General features: G+C 69.8%; 14 protein-coding genes. 13 read left to right on the top strand and 1 reads right to left on the bottom strand.

Translation table 11 applies throughout. The features are described 5' to 3' along the window. From OG801_RS10855 to OG801_RS10815, 9 genes are all read left to right on the top strand, one after another. On the top strand, positions 1-1335 hold the full coding sequence (locus OG801_RS10855) for a M1 family metallopeptidase (RefSeq protein WP_406035721.1): 1335 nt from the start codon (positions 1-3) through the stop codon (positions 1333-1335). A 27-nt stretch (positions 1336-1362) separates the two neighbouring features. Further along, complete coding sequence (locus OG801_RS10850; protein ID WP_406035720.1) at positions 1363-1893, top strand: GNAT family N-acetyltransferase; 531 nt, start codon at positions 1363-1365, stop codon at positions 1891-1893. Positions 1894-2105: 212 nt separating this feature from the next. Further along, on the top strand, positions 2106-3740 hold the full coding sequence (groL, locus tag OG801_RS10845) for a chaperonin GroEL (RefSeq protein WP_141795060.1): 1635 nt from the start codon (positions 2106-2108) through the stop codon (positions 3738-3740). Positions 3741-3939: 199 nt separating this feature from the next. Beyond that, a complete protein-coding gene (locus tag OG801_RS10840) occupies positions 3940-4971 on the top strand; it encodes an alpha/beta fold hydrolase (RefSeq protein WP_355020950.1) in 1032 nt (343 codons plus the stop codon). 288 nt (positions 4972-5259) lie between these two features. Further along, entirely contained in the window at positions 5260-5835 is a 576-nt protein-coding gene (locus OG801_RS10835; protein WP_355020951.1) for a hypothetical protein, read from the top strand. Then, the gene (locus tag OG801_RS10830; RefSeq protein ID WP_406035719.1) at positions 5832-6368 is read left to right on the top strand and encodes an NTP transferase domain-containing protein; all 537 of its coding nucleotides are present in this window, start codon (positions 5832-5834) and stop codon (positions 6366-6368) included. Before OG801_RS10835 ends, OG801_RS10830 begins: the two co-directional genes overlap by 4 nt. Positions 6369-6486: 118 nt before the next feature. Further along, positions 6487-7368, top strand: a complete 882-nt coding sequence (locus OG801_RS10825) for an AAA family ATPase (RefSeq protein WP_406035718.1) — start codon at positions 6487-6489, stop codon at positions 7366-7368. A 134-nt stretch (positions 7369-7502) separates the two neighbouring features. Then, positions 7503-8537: a vWA domain-containing protein gene (locus OG801_RS10820; RefSeq protein WP_406035717.1), complete on the top strand. Its 1035-nt coding sequence runs from the start codon at positions 7503-7505 to the stop codon at positions 8535-8537. After that, a complete protein-coding gene (locus OG801_RS10815; RefSeq protein ID WP_406035716.1) occupies positions 8530-9660 on the top strand; it encodes an XdhC family protein in 1131 nt (376 codons plus the stop codon). Before OG801_RS10820 ends, OG801_RS10815 begins: the two co-directional genes overlap by 8 nt. Positions 9661-9699: 39 nt before the next feature. Here the strand turns inward: OG801_RS10815 and OG801_RS10810 are convergent, their stop codons facing one another. After that, positions 9700-10158 (bottom strand): GNAT family N-acetyltransferase, encoded by a 459-nt coding sequence (locus OG801_RS10810; RefSeq protein WP_406035715.1) that lies wholly within the window; start codon positions 10156-10158, stop codon positions 9700-9702. Positions 10159-10260: 102 nt separating this feature from the next. On the opposite strand from OG801_RS10810, the gene OG801_RS10805 reads away from it, so the two are divergent. From OG801_RS10805 to OG801_RS10790, 4 genes are all read left to right on the top strand, one after another. After that, on the top strand, positions 10261-11484 hold the full coding sequence (locus OG801_RS10805) for a transcriptional regulator (RefSeq protein WP_406035714.1): 1224 nt from the start codon (positions 10261-10263) through the stop codon (positions 11482-11484). A gap of 114 nt (positions 11485-11598) precedes the next feature. Then, positions 11599-12114 carry a (2Fe-2S)-binding protein gene (locus OG801_RS10800; RefSeq protein ID WP_355021247.1) on the top strand — a complete coding sequence of 172 codons (516 nt, stop codon included), beginning with the start codon at positions 11599-11601 and terminating at the stop codon, positions 12112-12114. After that, the gene (locus tag OG801_RS10795) at positions 12111-14588 is read left to right on the top strand and encodes a xanthine dehydrogenase family protein molybdopterin-binding subunit (RefSeq protein ID WP_355021246.1); all 2478 of its coding nucleotides are present in this window, start codon (positions 12111-12113) and stop codon (positions 14586-14588) included. Before OG801_RS10800 ends, OG801_RS10795 begins: the two co-directional genes overlap by 4 nt. Next, entirely contained in the window at positions 14585-15439 is an 855-nt protein-coding gene (locus OG801_RS10790) for a xanthine dehydrogenase family protein subunit M (RefSeq protein ID WP_355021245.1), read from the top strand. The genes OG801_RS10795 and OG801_RS10790 overlap by 4 nt, the downstream gene beginning before the upstream one ends.

Here is a 15439-nt window from a genome sequence, read left to right as displayed (position 1 = left end):
ATGACCGCCGTGCCGAAGCTCCCCGCAGCCGACCCCTACCTTCCTGGTCATGGGGATCCGTCGTGGAGCGCGACCCACTACGACCTCGAGCTCACCTACGACTTGGTCGGCAACCGGCTCGCGGGCACGGCGACGATCCGCGCGGTCGCCGTCGAGGACATCAACCGCGTCGTCCTCGACCTCGCCTACCTGCGAGTGCAGAAGGTCGCGATCGACGGCCGCCCGCCGGCCAAGTGGTCCCACCACGACCACCGCCTGGTGCTGAACCTCCGCTCGCGGATCGCGGCCGGCGAGGAGTTCGTGGTCACGGTCAGATACTCCGGCAAGCCCCGCCCGGTGGTGCTGTCCCACCACGGCGACGCCGGCTGGGAGGAGCTCGATGACGGTGTCATCGTCGCAGGTCAGCCGCATGGTGCGCCGACCTGGTTCCCCTGCAACGACCGCCCTTCCGACAAGGCCCGCTACGCGATCAGCGTGACCACCGCGCCGGGCTATGCGGTCGTCTCCAACGGCGAGCTGACCTCCCGCGTACGCCGCGGCAGTGGGGAGACCTGGCGCTACTGGCAGGCCGAGCCGATGGCGACCTATCTCGCCACGGTGCAGATCGGGCGCTACCGGGTCGTCGACATCGCGACGAGCGACGGGCCGGGCGGCCGGGTGCCGATCCGGGCCGCGTACCCGGTCGACGCCACCGCCGGGTTCGAGGCCTCCTTCGGGCGGCAGCGGGACATGATGGCCTACTTCACCTCGGTCTTCGGGCCCTACCCGTTCGCCTCCTACTCCGTCGTGGTCACCGACGACGAGCTCGAGATCCCGCTCGAGTCGCAGTCGCTGTCGACCTTCGGGCGCAACCACCTCACCGGCGAGTGGTCGGAGGTACGCCTCGTGGCCCACGAGCTCGCCCACCAGTGGTTCGGCAACGCGGTGACCCTGCGCGAGTGGCGCGACATCTGGCTGCACGAGGGTTTCGCCTGCTACAGCGAGTGGCTGTGGTCCGACGCCTCCGGGGGTCGCGCGTGCGGCGAGCACGCCCGCCACCATCACCGCCGGCTGTCCGCGCTCGCGCAGGACCTGGTCCTCGCCGACCCCGGTCCCGCGGACATGTTCGACGACCGCGTCTACAAGCGCGGAGCGCTCACCCTCCACGCACTGCGGCGCACCGTCGGCGACGAGTCCTTCTTCAAGATCCTGCGCACCTGGATCGCCCGGCACAGCGGGGGATCGGTCACCACCGCCGACTTCGAGGCCCTCGCGGCCGAGGTCTGCGGCCGCGACCTCACCGCGCTCTTCGACGCCTGGTTGCGCCGGTCGGCGCTGCCCGACCTGCCCGCCTGATTGTCGCTCTGTCGTATTTTGGGGCTCGTGCCTGAGCTGACCTTCCGTGACGCCAACTTCTCCGATGTGGACGCCCTGGTCGGGCTGATCGAGTCGGCCTACCGCGGCGACGCCTCCCGTGCCGGGTGGACCACCGAGGCCGACCTGCTCGCCGGCCAGCGCACCGACCCCGAGGGCGTACGTGAGGTGATCACCGCTGCAGGCTCCCGCCTCCTCGTCGCCGAGCAGCCCGAGCGGCCGGGCGAGATCGTCGCCTGCTGCCAGCTGCAGAAGCGAGAGGCGTACGTCTATTTCGGCATGTTCTCCGTCTCGCCGCAGCTGCAGGGGGCCGGCGTCGGCAAGGCCGTCATGGCCGAGGCCGAGCGGATTGCGCGGGAGTGGGGCGCGGAGGAGATCCGGATGACTGTGATCCGTCAGCGCGAGGACCTGATCGCGTTCTACGAGCGGCGCGGGTTCGGGCGTACGGGACGCTTCGAGCCGTTCCCCTACGGCGACGAGCGCTTCGGCCGCCCGCTGCGTGACGACCTCGAGTTCGCCGAGCTCGCGAAGCCTCTCTGACCGTCGCCATCCTGGGATTTTCTTGCACTCGCAGGGGTCGAGTGCTAAACATGAGGCTGGCACTCTTACCATGAGAGTGACAACAACCGGACCGGTGACGTTGAGGCGTCGCGAGCGGCAGGGAAGGGTTCTGCCGGGAGTGGCGTCGTCCGTCGCGGGCAACCCATCGGACCGGATCCAACGAACTTCCCAAGTGAAGGATCGCAGGAGCAATGCCGAAGCTCATCGCTTTCAACGAGGAGGCCCGTCGGGGTCTGGAGAAGGGTCTCAACACCCTCGCCGACGCCGTCAAGGTCACCCTCGGTCCCAAGGGCCGCAACGTCGTGCTCGAGAAGAAGTGGGGTGCCCCCACGATCACCAACGATGGTGTTTCCATCGCCAAGGAGATCGAGCTCGAGGACCCCTACGAGAAGATCGGTGCCGAGCTGGTCAAGGAGGTCGCGAAGAAGACCGACGACGTCGCCGGTGACGGCACGACGACCGCGACCGTTCTCGCCCAGGCGCTGGTCCGCGAGGGCCTGCGCAACGTCGCCGCGGGTGCCAACCCGGCCGGCCTGAAGCGCGGCATCGAGGCGGCCGTCGACGCCGTCACCGAGCAGCTGCTCGCGCAGGCCAAGGACATCGAGACCAAGGAGCAGATCGCTGCTACCGCCTCGATCTCCGCTGCTGACACCACCGTCGGCGAGATCATCGCCGAGGCGATGGACAAGGTCGGCAAGGAAGGCGTCATCACCGTCGAGGAGTCGAACACCTTCGGGCTCGACCTCGAGCTGACCGAGGGTATGCGCTTCGACAAGGGCTACATCTCGGCCTACTTCGTGACCGACCCGGAGCGTATGGAGACCGTCCTCGACGACCCGTACATCCTGATCGTCAACTCGAAGATCTCCAGCGTCAAGGACCTGATCCCGGTCCTGGAGAAGGTCATGCAGACCGGCAAGCCGCTGGTCATCCTGGCCGAGGACGTCGACGGCGAGGCTCTCTCGACGCTGGTCGTCAACAAGATCAAGGGCACCTTCAAGTCCGTCGCCGTCAAGGCTCCGGGCTTCGGTGACCGCCGCAAGGCCATGCTGCAGGACATCGCGATCCTCACCGGTGGTCAGGTCATCTCCGAGGAGGTCGGCCTCTCCCTGGAGACCGCCGGCATCGAGCTGCTCGGCCAGGCCCGCAAGGTCGTCATCACCAAGGACGAGACCACCATCGTCGAGGGTTCGGGCGACCAGGGTCAGATCGAGGGCCGGGTCAACCAGATCCGCGCCGAGATCGAGAAGTCGGACTCCGACTACGACCGCGAGAAGCTCCAGGAGCGCCTCGCCAAGCTGGCCGGCGGCGTGGCCGTCATCAAGGTCGGCGCGGCCACCGAGGTCGAGCTCAAGGAGCGCAAGCACCGCATCGAGGACGCTGTCCGCAACGCCAAGGCTGCTGTCGAGGAGGGCATCCTCGCCGGCGGTGGTGTCGCGCTGATCCAGGCCGCTGCCGCTGCCTTCGAGAAGCTCGAGCTCGACGGCGACGAGGCCACCGGTGCCTCGATCGTCAAGGCCGCCATCTCGGCGCCGCTGAAGCAGATCGCCATCAACGCCGGCCTCGAGGGCGGCGTCGTGGCGGAGAAGGTCGCCGGCCTCCCGCAGGGCCACGGCCTCAACGCCGCCACGGGCGAGTACGTCGACCTGCTGGCCGCGGGCATCATCGACCCGGCCAAGGTGACCCGCTCGGCGCTGCAGAACGCCGCGTCGATCGCCGCGCTGTTCCTCACCACCGAGGCCGTCGTGGCCGACAAGCCGGAGAAGGCCGCCGCTGGTGGCGACCCGACCGGTGGCATGGGTGACATGGGCGGCATGGGCTTCTGAGGCGCAAGCCGAAGAAGCGATCAGCACAGCTGAGTCCGTTTCGCTAGAGCACACGCGAGTGCCCCCGCCGGTTGGCGGGGGCACTTGTCGTTTTCCGGCCGCCGCCGGGAGGTACGACGGGACGTTCTTGTCCGTTACCAGCGGGTAGACCGACCAAAGCGTCCCGTCGTATCACGGACACCGGGCTACGCTCGACGCCATGAGCCCGAAGGCGATGTCGGCGCTGGCGATCTCGGCCGTGCTTCTCGCTGGATGCGGCGGTGAGCCGGCCGCTGCTCCCTCGTCCCGCGCAGCGACACCGTCGACCTCGGCGCCACCCTCTTCACCCTCTCCGAGCCCGTCGGAGACGCTCCCACCGGTGGCCGACAAGGTCTCGCTCCCGCAGCTGATGCGGGAGGACTTCCCGGGCGGCGAGGTGAAGGTGCTGCGGGAGTCGGGGAGCACGGATGCGTACCGGCGCTTCGAGGTCAGCTACCCGAGCGGTCCGCTGACGATCACCGGGGTGCTCTTCCGGCCGCGGGGCGCCGGTCCGTTCCCAGGGGTGGTCTTCGCGCACGGTCACATCGACACCGACATCTACGTCACCGGGCAGGGGCTGAAGCGGGAGCAGGACCGGCTGGCGCGGGAGGGCTACGTCGTCCTGCACACCGACTACCGCGGTCACGCCGGATCGTCCCCCATCCCGGAAGGAACCGAGGAGGACGAGAGCCGACTCGGCTACACCCGCGACACCATCAACGCCGTCCAGGCGATGAAGCGACTTCCGTACGTCGACCCCGACCGCACCGCGTTGCTCGGCCGCTCCATGGGTGGGGGAGTGGTGATGAACGCGCTCGTCGCCCAGCCGGGGCTGGTGCGGGCCGGGGTGACGTACGCGTCGGTCTCCTCCGACATCGTCGACAACATCAACCGGTGGGCGGTGCCGTCGCGGCCCGACGAGGTGGCCCGGCTCTACCGGCAGCACGGCGATCCCGAGACGGAGCCGGAGTTCTGGGAGGGGCTGTCGGCGCGGACGTACTTCGACCGCATCGAGGTCCCGGTCCAGATGCACCACGGGACCAATGACGAGTCCTGCCCGATCAGGTGGGCCTACACCACCCGGGACCTGATGGAGACCGCGGGCGTACGCCAGCGACTGTGGGTCTACCCCGGGGAGCAGCACGCCTTCGCGCCGCAGTGGGACCTCTCGATCCGGCGGGTCGTCGGGTTCCTCGATCGTCATCTGGCATGACCTGATCAGGCGATGAGGAGGGGCCCAGCGGTCCCATTCTTTTGGGGACTTTCGACACTGTCTCGACAACAGCTCGGTAACGCAACATTGGTGCTCCACACAGTGGCCGACTGCGGGGAAGCGTCTGGATCTGGGGGGCTTTGAAGCCCAAGGGAATATCCGGGTGAAGTTCTGCAGCGGCGGGCGGGGTCAGGGCTCTTCGAAGCCAGGGCCCCGCCTGCGTGTGTCAACGTGCAGGTGGCCGACGGGGTCCCCGGATGGCACCCAGTGATGAGGCATGATGTTGGCATGAGTGTCGACCTCGGACCGAAGACCGGGATGCAGCGGCCGCGGTCACCGTGGCGATGGGTCGCAGCCGTGATCGCCGCCGCGGTCGTGCTCGTCGCGATCGTCGCTTCCTTCGGCCTGCTCAGCTCCGACGACACTGCTGAGGACCCCGACGCCGCACCCCCGTCGCCGATCGCCACGGTCACCGAGACCGCACCGGTCCCCTCGCCATCCGCTCCCGCCGGAGGCGCAGGCGCGACCGAGCTGACCGTCGTCGCGGACGCCGCCCGATGCATCCCGCCGACCTCGAAGTGGCTCTCCCAGAACGCCGCGCTCGCCTTCGAGGGCACCGCGGAGAGCGTGAGCGAGAGCGAGGCCGTGCTGCGGGTGAAGACGTGGATGTACGCCGACGGAGTCGGTGGCACCGACACCGTCCGGATCATGCTGCCCGCGCCGAGCACGATCCCGATGCCCGAGTTCGAGAAGGGCAAGAACTACCTGGTCGCTGCCAAGGGCGATGCCAAGGTCATCGGCTGTGGCTACAGCGACGTCAAGAGCGCGAAGCTGCAGAAGCTCTACACCGCTGCGTTCAAGTGACGGCGGTCGCCGGCCTGCTCCTGGCCGCCGGCGCGGGGCGGCGGATGGGCATGCCCAAGGCGCTGGTCGACGACTGGCTGGTGCGGTCGATCGAGGTGTTGCGCGAGGGCGGCTGCGACGACGTACTCGTCGTGCTCGGCGCCGCGGCCGACGAGGCGCGGGCGATGCTCCCGACCGGTCAGCGGGTCGTCGTCGCCGAGGACTGGGACGAGGGGATGGGGGCTTCGCTGCGGGTCGGCCTGGCTGCTCTCGGGCCGGATACCGAGGCTGCCGTCGTTCACCTCGTCGACCTGCCTGACGTCGGGGCCGATGTGGTCTCCCGGGTGGTCTCGGCGGGCCCGATCACCGGCCTGGCGCGCGCGGCGTACTCGGGCGTTCCCGGGCATCCGGTGCTGCTCGGCCGCGAACACTGGCCGGGCATCATGGCGGCCGCGGTCGGGGACCAGGGCGCCAAGCCCTACCTGAAGTCGCACCGGGTGATCCTGGTCGAATGCGGTGATCTGGCGACCGGCCTCGACACCGACAGCCGCTGACCCTGGGTACGACGGGGAGATCGACGTGGGCTACTCCGCGGTAACCCATGTCGATCTCCCCGTCGTACCCGCCGCATGCCAACCACCAGCCAACGACGCTCGCTCTACGCTGAGGGGCATGGAGTCGCTGACGCCCGTGATGATCGCTGACCGGCTGGCGGCGACCGGATACCTGGCCGACCCGGAGCTGGCGACGGTGACCTTCCTCGCGCTGCGGATGCAGCGGCCGCTGCTGCTCGAGGGAGAGCCTGGGACCGGAAAGACCGCACTCGCGGAGGCCGTCGCCGAGGCGCTCGACCTGCCGCTGGTGAGGCTGCAGTGCTACGAGGGGATCGACGCCACCCAGGCGCTCTACGACTGGGACTTCGCCCGCCAGATCCTCCACCTGCGTGCCCTCGAGGCGTCCGGTGGCGCGGGGGAGGTGGAGGAGGCTGAGAAGTCCCTCTACGACGAGCGGTTCCTGCTCGCTCGCCCGGTGCTGGCCGCGCTGCGTCAGGCTCCGTCGGTCCTGCTCGTCGACGAGGTCGACCGGGCCGACGACGAGTTCGAGGCGTTCCTGCTCGAGGTGCTCTCCACCTACCAGGTGACGATCCCGGAGTTCGGGACCGTAGCGGCGACGGTCCCACCCGTCGTCGTCCTCACCTCCAACCGCACCCGCGAGCTCCACGACGCTCTCAAGCGCCGCTGCCTCTACCACTGGATCGACCACCCGGGGCTGGCCCGCGAGATCGAGATCGTACGCAGCCGGGCCCCCGAGGTCGCCGACGAGCTCGCCCGCCAGGTGGTCACGGTGGTCCAGCAGTTGCGCAGCGCCGAGGGCGCGAACGCCCTGCTCAAGCCCCCGGGCGTCGCCGAGACGCTCGACTGGGCCCGCGCCCTGCATCACCTCGGGGTGTCCGAGATGGAGCTGGAGAGCGCCGCCGCGACGCTCGGCGCGCTCGTCAAGCACCGCGAGGACGCTGACCGCGTGCGGGCAGCGCTGGATCGGCTGCTGACGTGACGGACTTCTCTGGCAAAACTGGCACTTCTCAGGCAATGCAACGCCAGAGAAGTGCAGGGATACCCGGTGAACCGGGTATTCCGACAGCGATCTTCCTCGGTTTCACGCGGGCCCTCAGAGCGGCCGGGGTGCAGGTGACCCAGGACCGCGCCCACGGGTTCCTGCAGGCGACCGCGATCGTCGGCGCGGGGGACCCGACCGCGACCTACACCGCCGGACGGGCGACGTTGTGCGCCGGCCCCGACGACCTACGCCGCTACGACCAGGTCTTCGAGGCATGGTTCGGGTCGACCGCGACGCTGCCGGGGCCGCAGGGGCCGCCGCGTACGGTCTCGGTCACCTCGACCCTCCCCGAGACCGAGCCGCAGGAGGGCGAGGGGGAGGGTGAGGAGACCGACGACCTCATCAGGGCACGGGCCAGCGAGATCGAGACCCTGAGGCACCGCGACGTCGCCGACCTCGACCCCGCCGAGCAGGAGCGCCTGGCGACCCTGATCGCCCGGCTCCGCCCCCGGGCGCCACGACGGAGGACGCCGCGGCAGGACCCCTGGCGGCGAGGGCGCGTCGATGCCCATCGCACCCTGCGGGCCAGCCTGCGGCACCTCGGCGAGCCCGCCGGGATCCACTACCGCAGGCGTGGCGAGCGGCCGCGTCGCGTCGTGTGGCTGATCGACGTGTCCGGCTCGATGAGCTCCTACGCCGACGTGCTGCTGCGGGTCGCCCACCGGGTGAGCTCGACGACCGGGAGCGGCGCGGTGTTCACGATGGGCACCAGGCTAACCAACGTCACCCGCGCGCTGCGCCACCGCGACCCCGACCGCGCACTCGTCGCGGCCGGCGAGACGGTGCCCGACTGGTCGGGCGGGACCCGGCTCGGTGACAACCTGCAGGCGTTCCTGCGGCGACACCAGGGTCTGGCCAGAGGCGCGGTGGTTGTCATCGCGAGCGACGGTTGGGAGCGCGGCGACACCGCGCTCCTCGAGGAGCAGGCGGCGAGGCTGCACCGTCTCGCGCACCGCGTGGTGTGGGCCAACCCACACCGTGGCAAGGTTGGATATGAACCACTGCAGCGAGGCATCGTCGCGGTGCTGCCGCACGTGGACGACTTCGTCGCCGGACATTCCCTGGCGACGTACGAGGATCTGGTGGAGGTGATCGCGCGTGCGTGACGTACTCGACGATCTGATGAAGTGGTGGGAATCCGGCGAGACCGTGGCGGTGGCCACCGTGGTCGCGACGTTCCAGTCGGCCCCCAGGCCACCGGGCGCCTCGATGCTCGTCGGTCCCGACGAGAGCGCGGTCGGCTCGGTCTCCGGCGGCTGTGTCGAAGGTGCGGTCTACGAGGTCGCCCGCGAGGTCGCGGAGACCGGTGTGCCGGAGCTCAACCGCTACGGCGTCTCCGACGACGACGCGTTCGCGGTCGGGCTGACCTGCGGCGGCATTCTCGACGTCTTCGTCGAGAAGGTGTCCCAGGAGACCTTCCCCGAGCTCGGCGAGCTCGCCGAGGACGTACGCAGCGGCAGCCCTGTCGCCTTGGCGACCGTCATCGAGCACCCCGATCCCGAGATCCTCGGGCGCCGCGTCCTCATCCGCCCCGAAGGGGTCAAGGGGTCTCTCGGCAGCGCCCGGATGGACGACGCCGTCCATGACGACGCGCTCGGCCTGCTCGCTCACGGCACCAACCAGACACTGTCCTATGGGATCGACGGCGAGCGCCGCGGCGAGGGCATGCGGGTCTTCGTCTGGTCCTTCGCACCCAAGCCCAGGATGCTGGTCTTCGGTGCGATCGACTTCGCCGCCGCCGTCGCCCGCGTCGGTGCGTTCCTCGGCTATCACGTCACCGTCTGCGACGCCCGCCCGGTCTTCGCCACCAACTCGCGCTTCCCCGAGGCCGACGAGGTCGTCGTCGACTGGCCCCACCGCTTCCTGAACCAGGAGGTCGAGGCCGGCCGCATCGACCAGCGCACCGTGATCGCGGTCCTCACCCACGACCCGAAGTTCGACGTACCTCTCCTCGAGGTCGCCCTCCGCCTTCCCGATATCGCCTACGTCGGCGCGATGGGCTCGCGCCGCACCCACGACGACCGCCTCGCCCGCCTGGTCGACGCCGGCCTCACCGAGGAGGAGATCGCCCGCCTGAGCAGCCCCATCGGCCTCGACCTCGGCGCCCGTACGCCGGAGGAGACCGCCATCTCCATCGCCGCCGAGATCATCGCCGGCCGTTGGGGCGGCTCAGGCGAGCGCCTGGCCAGCACGCAGGGCCGGATTCACCAGGACGTGGAGTACCGCTGACGGAGACCGGTCTGGGACGCCGACGGCGATGCCACAGCGCTACAGCTCCTTCTCGTAGTAGAGCGCCCGCGGCCCGGAGCCGCGGCCCTCGTGGTTGTCGAAGCCGAACTTCTCGTACAGTGCCCGGGCTGAGGTGTCGTCCTCGCTCGTCCCGAGGTCCATGTACGTCGCACCGCGGGCCTTCGCCTCGTCGATGATCGCCTGCAGCAGGATGGTGCCGAGGCCGTGCCCGCGGCGGTCGGGCACGATGTAGAGCTCGGCGAGGTAGGCCTCGAGCTCGTCGGCCGTGGTCTGCAGGCGGAAGCGGGTGATGCCGTGGCCGACCGCAGGGTCTCCGATCAGCATCACCGTCGTGTCCCCGCCCTCGACCAGGCGGCTCAGGTGACGGGCTAGCTCGTCGGCGGGCGGGGCGGGGTCGTCGTACTCGGTGTTGAAGTCGACCTGCAGCCTGGCCGCGGTCTCGAAGTCGGCCCAGGTCGTGGCGGTGCGCGTCGTCATGTACCCACTGTGACACCGGAAGCTGGAGTACCTCCAACCGCATAGTGAGCCGCGTCACAGGGTGCTACGTTGGCAGAACCAGCCAGCTCCAAAGGGGGAGTGATGGTTCACAGCGATCTGCAGGAGCGCCGTATCAGCGCGGCGCGGGCGTGGACCGCCTTCGTGGAGAGCGGCGACGCCGCCGAGGACTTCGTCAGGCCGGAGATCCTGACCAGCTGGACGCGCTCGGCGACGGCCGTCAGACCCGACGTGCGCGAGGCGCCGTTGGCGGACGAGGACGAGACGCGCGAGATGTGGCGTGGCTCGCCGCTCCAGGTGGCGGTCGAGCGGGTCGAGGAAGAGCTGCGGTGCACCGCCGACGACGGTGACCTGGTCATCGCGGTGACCGACCCCGACACCCGGGTGCTGTGGACGTACGGCGGCCGGGTGATGCGGCGGAAGGCCGAGTCGGTCAACTTCGTGCCGGGCGGCCGCTGGGACGACGAGAGCGCCGGCACCAACGCACTCGACCTCGCGAACCGGACCAACTCCCCGACGATGGTCTTCGGCCCCGAGCACTATGCCGAGGTCGTGCACAATTGGGTCTGCTGGGCCGCGCCGCTGCACGACCCGGTCACCGGCAAGCATCTCGGTGTCCTCGACCTCTCCACGACCTGGGACCGCACCCACCCGATCGGGCTGGCCACCGCCCGCGTGATGGCGCGCCTCATCGAGGGCGCGCTGCCGAAGCTCCCGACCCAGCGGGACGACGAGGCGATCGCAGAACCGGGCCTGGTGCTGACGCTGCTCGGCACCGCCGAGACCTGGCTCGACGGGCAGCGGCTGCTGCTCAACCGTCGCCAGACCGAGATCCTCGCCCTGCTCGCGCTCCATCCCGAGGGTCTGTCGCTGGAGCGGCTGCACGCGATGGTCTACGGCGACCAGGCGGTCACCTTCTCGACGCTCAAGGCCGAGGTCTCCCACCTGCGCCACGCCCTCGGCGGCCAGGTCGCCTCTAGGCCCTACCGCCTGCTGATGCCGGTCGTGACCGACGTCGAGCAGGTCCTCGCGCTGGTCCGGCACGGCCGGGTGGCCGCTGCTGTGGAGGCGTACGGCGGTGACCTCCTGCCCGGCACCAACAGCCCGGCTCTGGCCGAGATGGCCGAGTACGTCGCGGTGGCGCTGCGCGAAGCATTGATAGCCAACCCGCAGCCCGATGCGGTGCTGAGCTACAGCGAGCTGGCTCCGTACGACACCGAGGTCGTCGACGTCTGTCTGCGCCGCCTGGGCGGCAGCGCCCACCCCGCGTTGCCCCTGCTCAGGGCACGCCTGGCCGCCAGCCGCTGACCAAGAACGGGTACGCGGCCAGAGCAGCCAACCGGGGCCCAACCCTGCGCGTCCTACTGTGATCTGGCCCACACAGCTTTCCACTAGAACAGTGACGTCTGGCAGGGAGACAACATGGCCCGGATCAGCATGCGCGTCGACGGTATGAAAGTCACCGACGACGTCGAACCGCGAACGCTGCTCGTGCAGTACCTTCGCGAAGGACTCGGCAAGACCGGCACGGTGATCGGTTGCGACACCAGCAACTGCGGCGCCTGCACGGTCCATCTCGACGGTGACTCGGTGAAGTCGTGCAACGTGCTCGCGGTGCAGGCCGACGGGTGCGAGGTGACCACGATCGAGGGCCTCGCCGACACGGTCGAGAGCGACCTCCACCCGGTCCAGGAGGCATTTCGTGAGTGTCACGGCCTGCAGTGCGGATTCTGCACGCCGGGCATGATCATGCAGTCCGTCGACCTGCTCAAGCGCAACCCTCAGCCCAGCGAGGACGAGATCCGTGAAGGCATCGAGGGCAACCTGTGTCGCTGCACGGGCTACCACAACATCGTCCGCGCGGTGCAGTACGCCAGCGGCCACCTGGCCACGGCTGCCAGCCCCAAGGGCGCGACCGAGGAGGTGGACGCGCTGTGACCGCCGTAGAAGCTCGTCCGGAGCAGACCAACGAGATCGGCCGCGACCGGCGCCGCAAGGAGGACGCGCGCCTGATCACGGGACGGACCCGCTGGACCGACAACATCAACCTGCCCGGGATGCTGCACCTCGCGATGGTGCGCAGCCCGTTCGCGCACGCCCGGATCACCGGCATCGACACCAGCGCGGCGGAGGAGTCCGAGGGCGTGGTGACCGTGCTGGCCGCCAAGGACTTCGACGAGAGCCTCGGCGTCTGCATCAACGCCTGGCCGATCACGCCCGACCAGAAGACGCCGGCCCACCCGCCGGTCGCCATCGACCGGGTCACCTTCGCCGGTGAGATCGTCGCGGTCGTGGCCGCCCGGTCCGCGGCCGCCGCCCGGGACGCCGCCGAGATGGTCGAGGTCGACTACGAGGAGCTCCCCGCGGTCGTCTCCCTCGAGGAGGCGGTCAAGGACGAGGTGCTCGCGCACCCCGACCTCGGCACCAACAAGTCCGCCCTGTGGGTCTTCGACAGCGCCCAGGCCGGCACCGGCGGCAGCGTCGACGAGGCGATCTCCTCCGCGAAGAGCGACGGGATCGTCATCGAGCGCACCTATCGCCAGCAGCGCCTGATCCCGGCGTTCATGGAGCCCCGCAGCGTGGTGTGCGACCCGACCGGTGAGCAGATCACGGTGTGGAGCGCCACCCAGATCCCGCACATCCTGCGGTTCGCGTTCGCCGCGACCACGGGCGTGCCCGAGTCGAAGATCCGGGTGATCGCGCCCGACGTCGGCGGCGGCTTCGGCGGCAAGCTCCAGCAGACGCCGGAGGAGATGATCGTCTTCGCGATCGCCCGCCGGCTCGGCAAGCCGGTGAAGTACACCGAGACCCGCTCCGAGTCGCTGCTCTCCGCTCACCACGGCAGGGACCAGATCCAGAAGCTGACCCTCTCGGCCACCAAGGACGGCCAGGTCACCGGCCTCAAGGTCGAGCTCGACGCCAACCTGGGAGCGTACGTCGCCATCGTCGGCGGCGGTGTCCCGGTGCTGGGCGCCTTCATGTTCAACGCGATCTACAAGTTCCCGGCCTACCAGTTCAACTGCCAGACGGTGTTCACCAACACCACCTGGACCGACGCCTACCGCGGCGCGGGGCGGCCGGAGGCGACGTACGCCATCGAGCGGCTGATGGACGAGCTGGCCGCCGAGGTCGGGGTCGACCCGCTCGAGATCCGGGAGAAGAACTGGATCAAGCACGAGGAGTTCCCGTTCACGACCATCGCCGGTCTGACGTACGACTCCGGGAACTACGAGGCCGCGACCGCCAGGGCGAAGGAGATGTTCGGCTACGACGAGCTCCGCGCCGAGCAGCAGCAGCGGCGCGCCAACAACGACCCGGTCCAGCTCGGCATCGGCATCTCCACCTTCACCGAGATGTGCGGCCTGGCTCCGTCCCGGGTCCTCGGCAGCCTCGACTACGGTGCCGGTGGCTGGGAGCACGCCCAGGTGCGACTGACGCCGACCGGCAAGGTCGAGGTCATCACCGGGGCCAGCGCCCACGGGCAGGGCCACGAGACCGCGTTCAGCCAGATCGTGGCCGACCGTCTCGGCGTGGCCTTCGAGGACGTCGAGGTGCTCCACGGAGACACCCAGGTCGCGGCGAAGGGCTACGACACCTACGGGTCCAGGTCGCTGGTCGTGGGTGGCGAGGCGCTGGTGCGGGCTGCCGACAAGGTGCTCGAGAAGGCCAAGCCGATCGCGGCCCACCTGCTCGAGGCGAGCGTCGACGACATGGAGTTCACCGGCGGCAGGTGGACGGTGCGCGGCACCGACCAGGGCATGTCCATCGGCGAGCTGTCCACGGCGGTCTTCGCCGCGCACAACCTGCCCGACGGGGTCGAGGCCAACCTCGACTCCGAGGCCACGTTCGACCCGGAGGCCTTCAACTTCCCGCACGGGACCCACCTGTGTGCGATGGAGGTCGACACCGAGACCGGGCAGGTGAAGATGCGGAAGTACGTCTGCTGCGACGACATCGGCAACATCATCAACCCGCTCATCGTCGCAGGTCAGGTGCACGGTGGCCTGGTCCAGGGCATCGCTCAGGCGCTGTGGGAGGACGCGGTCTACGACGACGCCGGGACGCTCGTCTCGGGGAGTTTCGTGGACTACCTGCTGCCGACGGCCGCCGACACGATCAGCTTCGACATCGACCACACCACCTCGCCTTCGACCACCAACACGCTCGGCACCAAGGGCGTCGGCGAGGCCGGCACGATCGCCTCCACGCCGGCGGTGGTCAACGCGGTCGTCGACGCGCTGCGCCCGCTGGGTGTGCACGACGTGACCATGCCCTGCACGCCCGAACGGGTGTGGCGGGCGATCAACGAGGGTTCGGCCGGTGGCGAGACCACCGGTGCGGCCGCAGCACACTTCGATCCGTCGACGGGCATGTCCGGGAACGTCGACCGCACGGAAGGAGACGTCCAGTGATTCCCGCATCGTTCGACTACGTCGCCCCGACCACGGTCGAGGAGGCGCTGGCCGCCCTCGCACAGTACGGCGACGAGGCCAAGATCATCGCTGGCGGGCAGAGCCTGCTGCCGGTGCTGAGGATGCGCCTCAACGCTCCGGAGTGGGTCATCGATCTCGGTCGCATCGACTCCCTCCGCGGCGTACGCGACGAGGGTGAGTCGATCTTCGTCGGCGCCATGACGCGCCACTGTGACGTCGCGGCCGATCCTCTGGTCGCCGAGCACGCGGCACTGATCACGCGTGCCACGGCGACGGTCGCCGACGAGCAGGTACGCCACCGCGGCACCTTCGGTGGCGCGCTCGCCCACGCCGACCCGGCGGGCGACCTCGGAGCGCCGGCCCTTGCCCTGGACGCCGAGTTCGTCATCGCCGGGCCGGCCGGGGAGCGGGTCGTCCCCGGTGCCGAGTTCTTCCAGGGGCTCTTCGAGACGGCCGTCTCGGAGGACGAGCTGCTCATCGGCGTACGCATCCCGAAGCACACCGGATGGACGGCCCACTACGAGAAGTTCGTCCGGGTCGCCCACCAGTGGCCGATCTGCGCGGTCGGGGCGACCCTCAAGGTCTCCGGCGGCGTGATCGAGGGCGCGGCGATCGGTCTCACCAACATGGGCTCGACCCCGTTGCGTGCCGCCGGCGTCGAGCAGGCGCTGGTCGGCCAGCAGGCCACCGAAGAGGTCGTACGCAACGCCGCGGCCCTGGCCGCGGACGGCGCCGAGCCGCCCTCCGACCTCAACGGCGACGCCGACTACCGGCGTCACCTGGTCACGGTGCTGACCCGGCGCGCCATCACGAAGGCCCTCGGGGGCTGA

Source organism: Nocardioides sp. NBC_00163 (genome assembly GCF_045206295.1).
GTDB lineage: Bacteria > Actinomycetota > Actinomycetes > Propionibacteriales > Nocardioidaceae > Nocardioides.
Note: the sequence above shows the minus strand (reverse complement) of the source record. Positions and strands in the feature narration are given on the sequence as shown.

What these genes read in the sequence shown, in the direction of transcription:
- OG801_RS10825 (WP_406035718.1), top strand. Translation starts at nt 6,487, where the DNA reads ATGGAGTCGCTGACGCCCGTGATGATCGCTGACCGGCTGGCGGCGACC.
- OG801_RS10855 (WP_406035721.1), top strand. Translation starts at nt 1, where the DNA reads ATGACCGCCGTGCCGAAGCTCCCCGCAGCCGACCCCTACCTTCCTGGT.
- OG801_RS10800 (WP_355021247.1), top strand. Translation starts at nt 11,599, where the DNA reads ATGGCCCGGATCAGCATGCGCGTCGACGGTATGAAAGTCACCGACGAC.
- OG801_RS10805 (WP_406035714.1), top strand. Translation starts at nt 10,261, where the DNA reads ATGGTTCACAGCGATCTGCAGGAGCGCCGTATCAGCGCGGCGCGGGCG.
- OG801_RS10835 (WP_355020951.1), top strand. Translation starts at nt 5,260, where the DNA reads ATGAGTGTCGACCTCGGACCGAAGACCGGGATGCAGCGGCCGCGGTCA.
- OG801_RS10840 (WP_355020950.1), top strand. Translation starts at nt 3,940, where the DNA reads ATGAGCCCGAAGGCGATGTCGGCGCTGGCGATCTCGGCCGTGCTTCTC.
- OG801_RS10810 (WP_406035715.1), bottom strand. Translation starts at nt 10,158, where the DNA reads ATGACGACGCGCACCGCCACGACCTGGGCCGACTTCGAGACCGCGGCC.
- groL (WP_141795060.1), top strand. Translation starts at nt 2,106, where the DNA reads ATGCCGAAGCTCATCGCTTTCAACGAGGAGGCCCGTCGGGGTCTGGAG.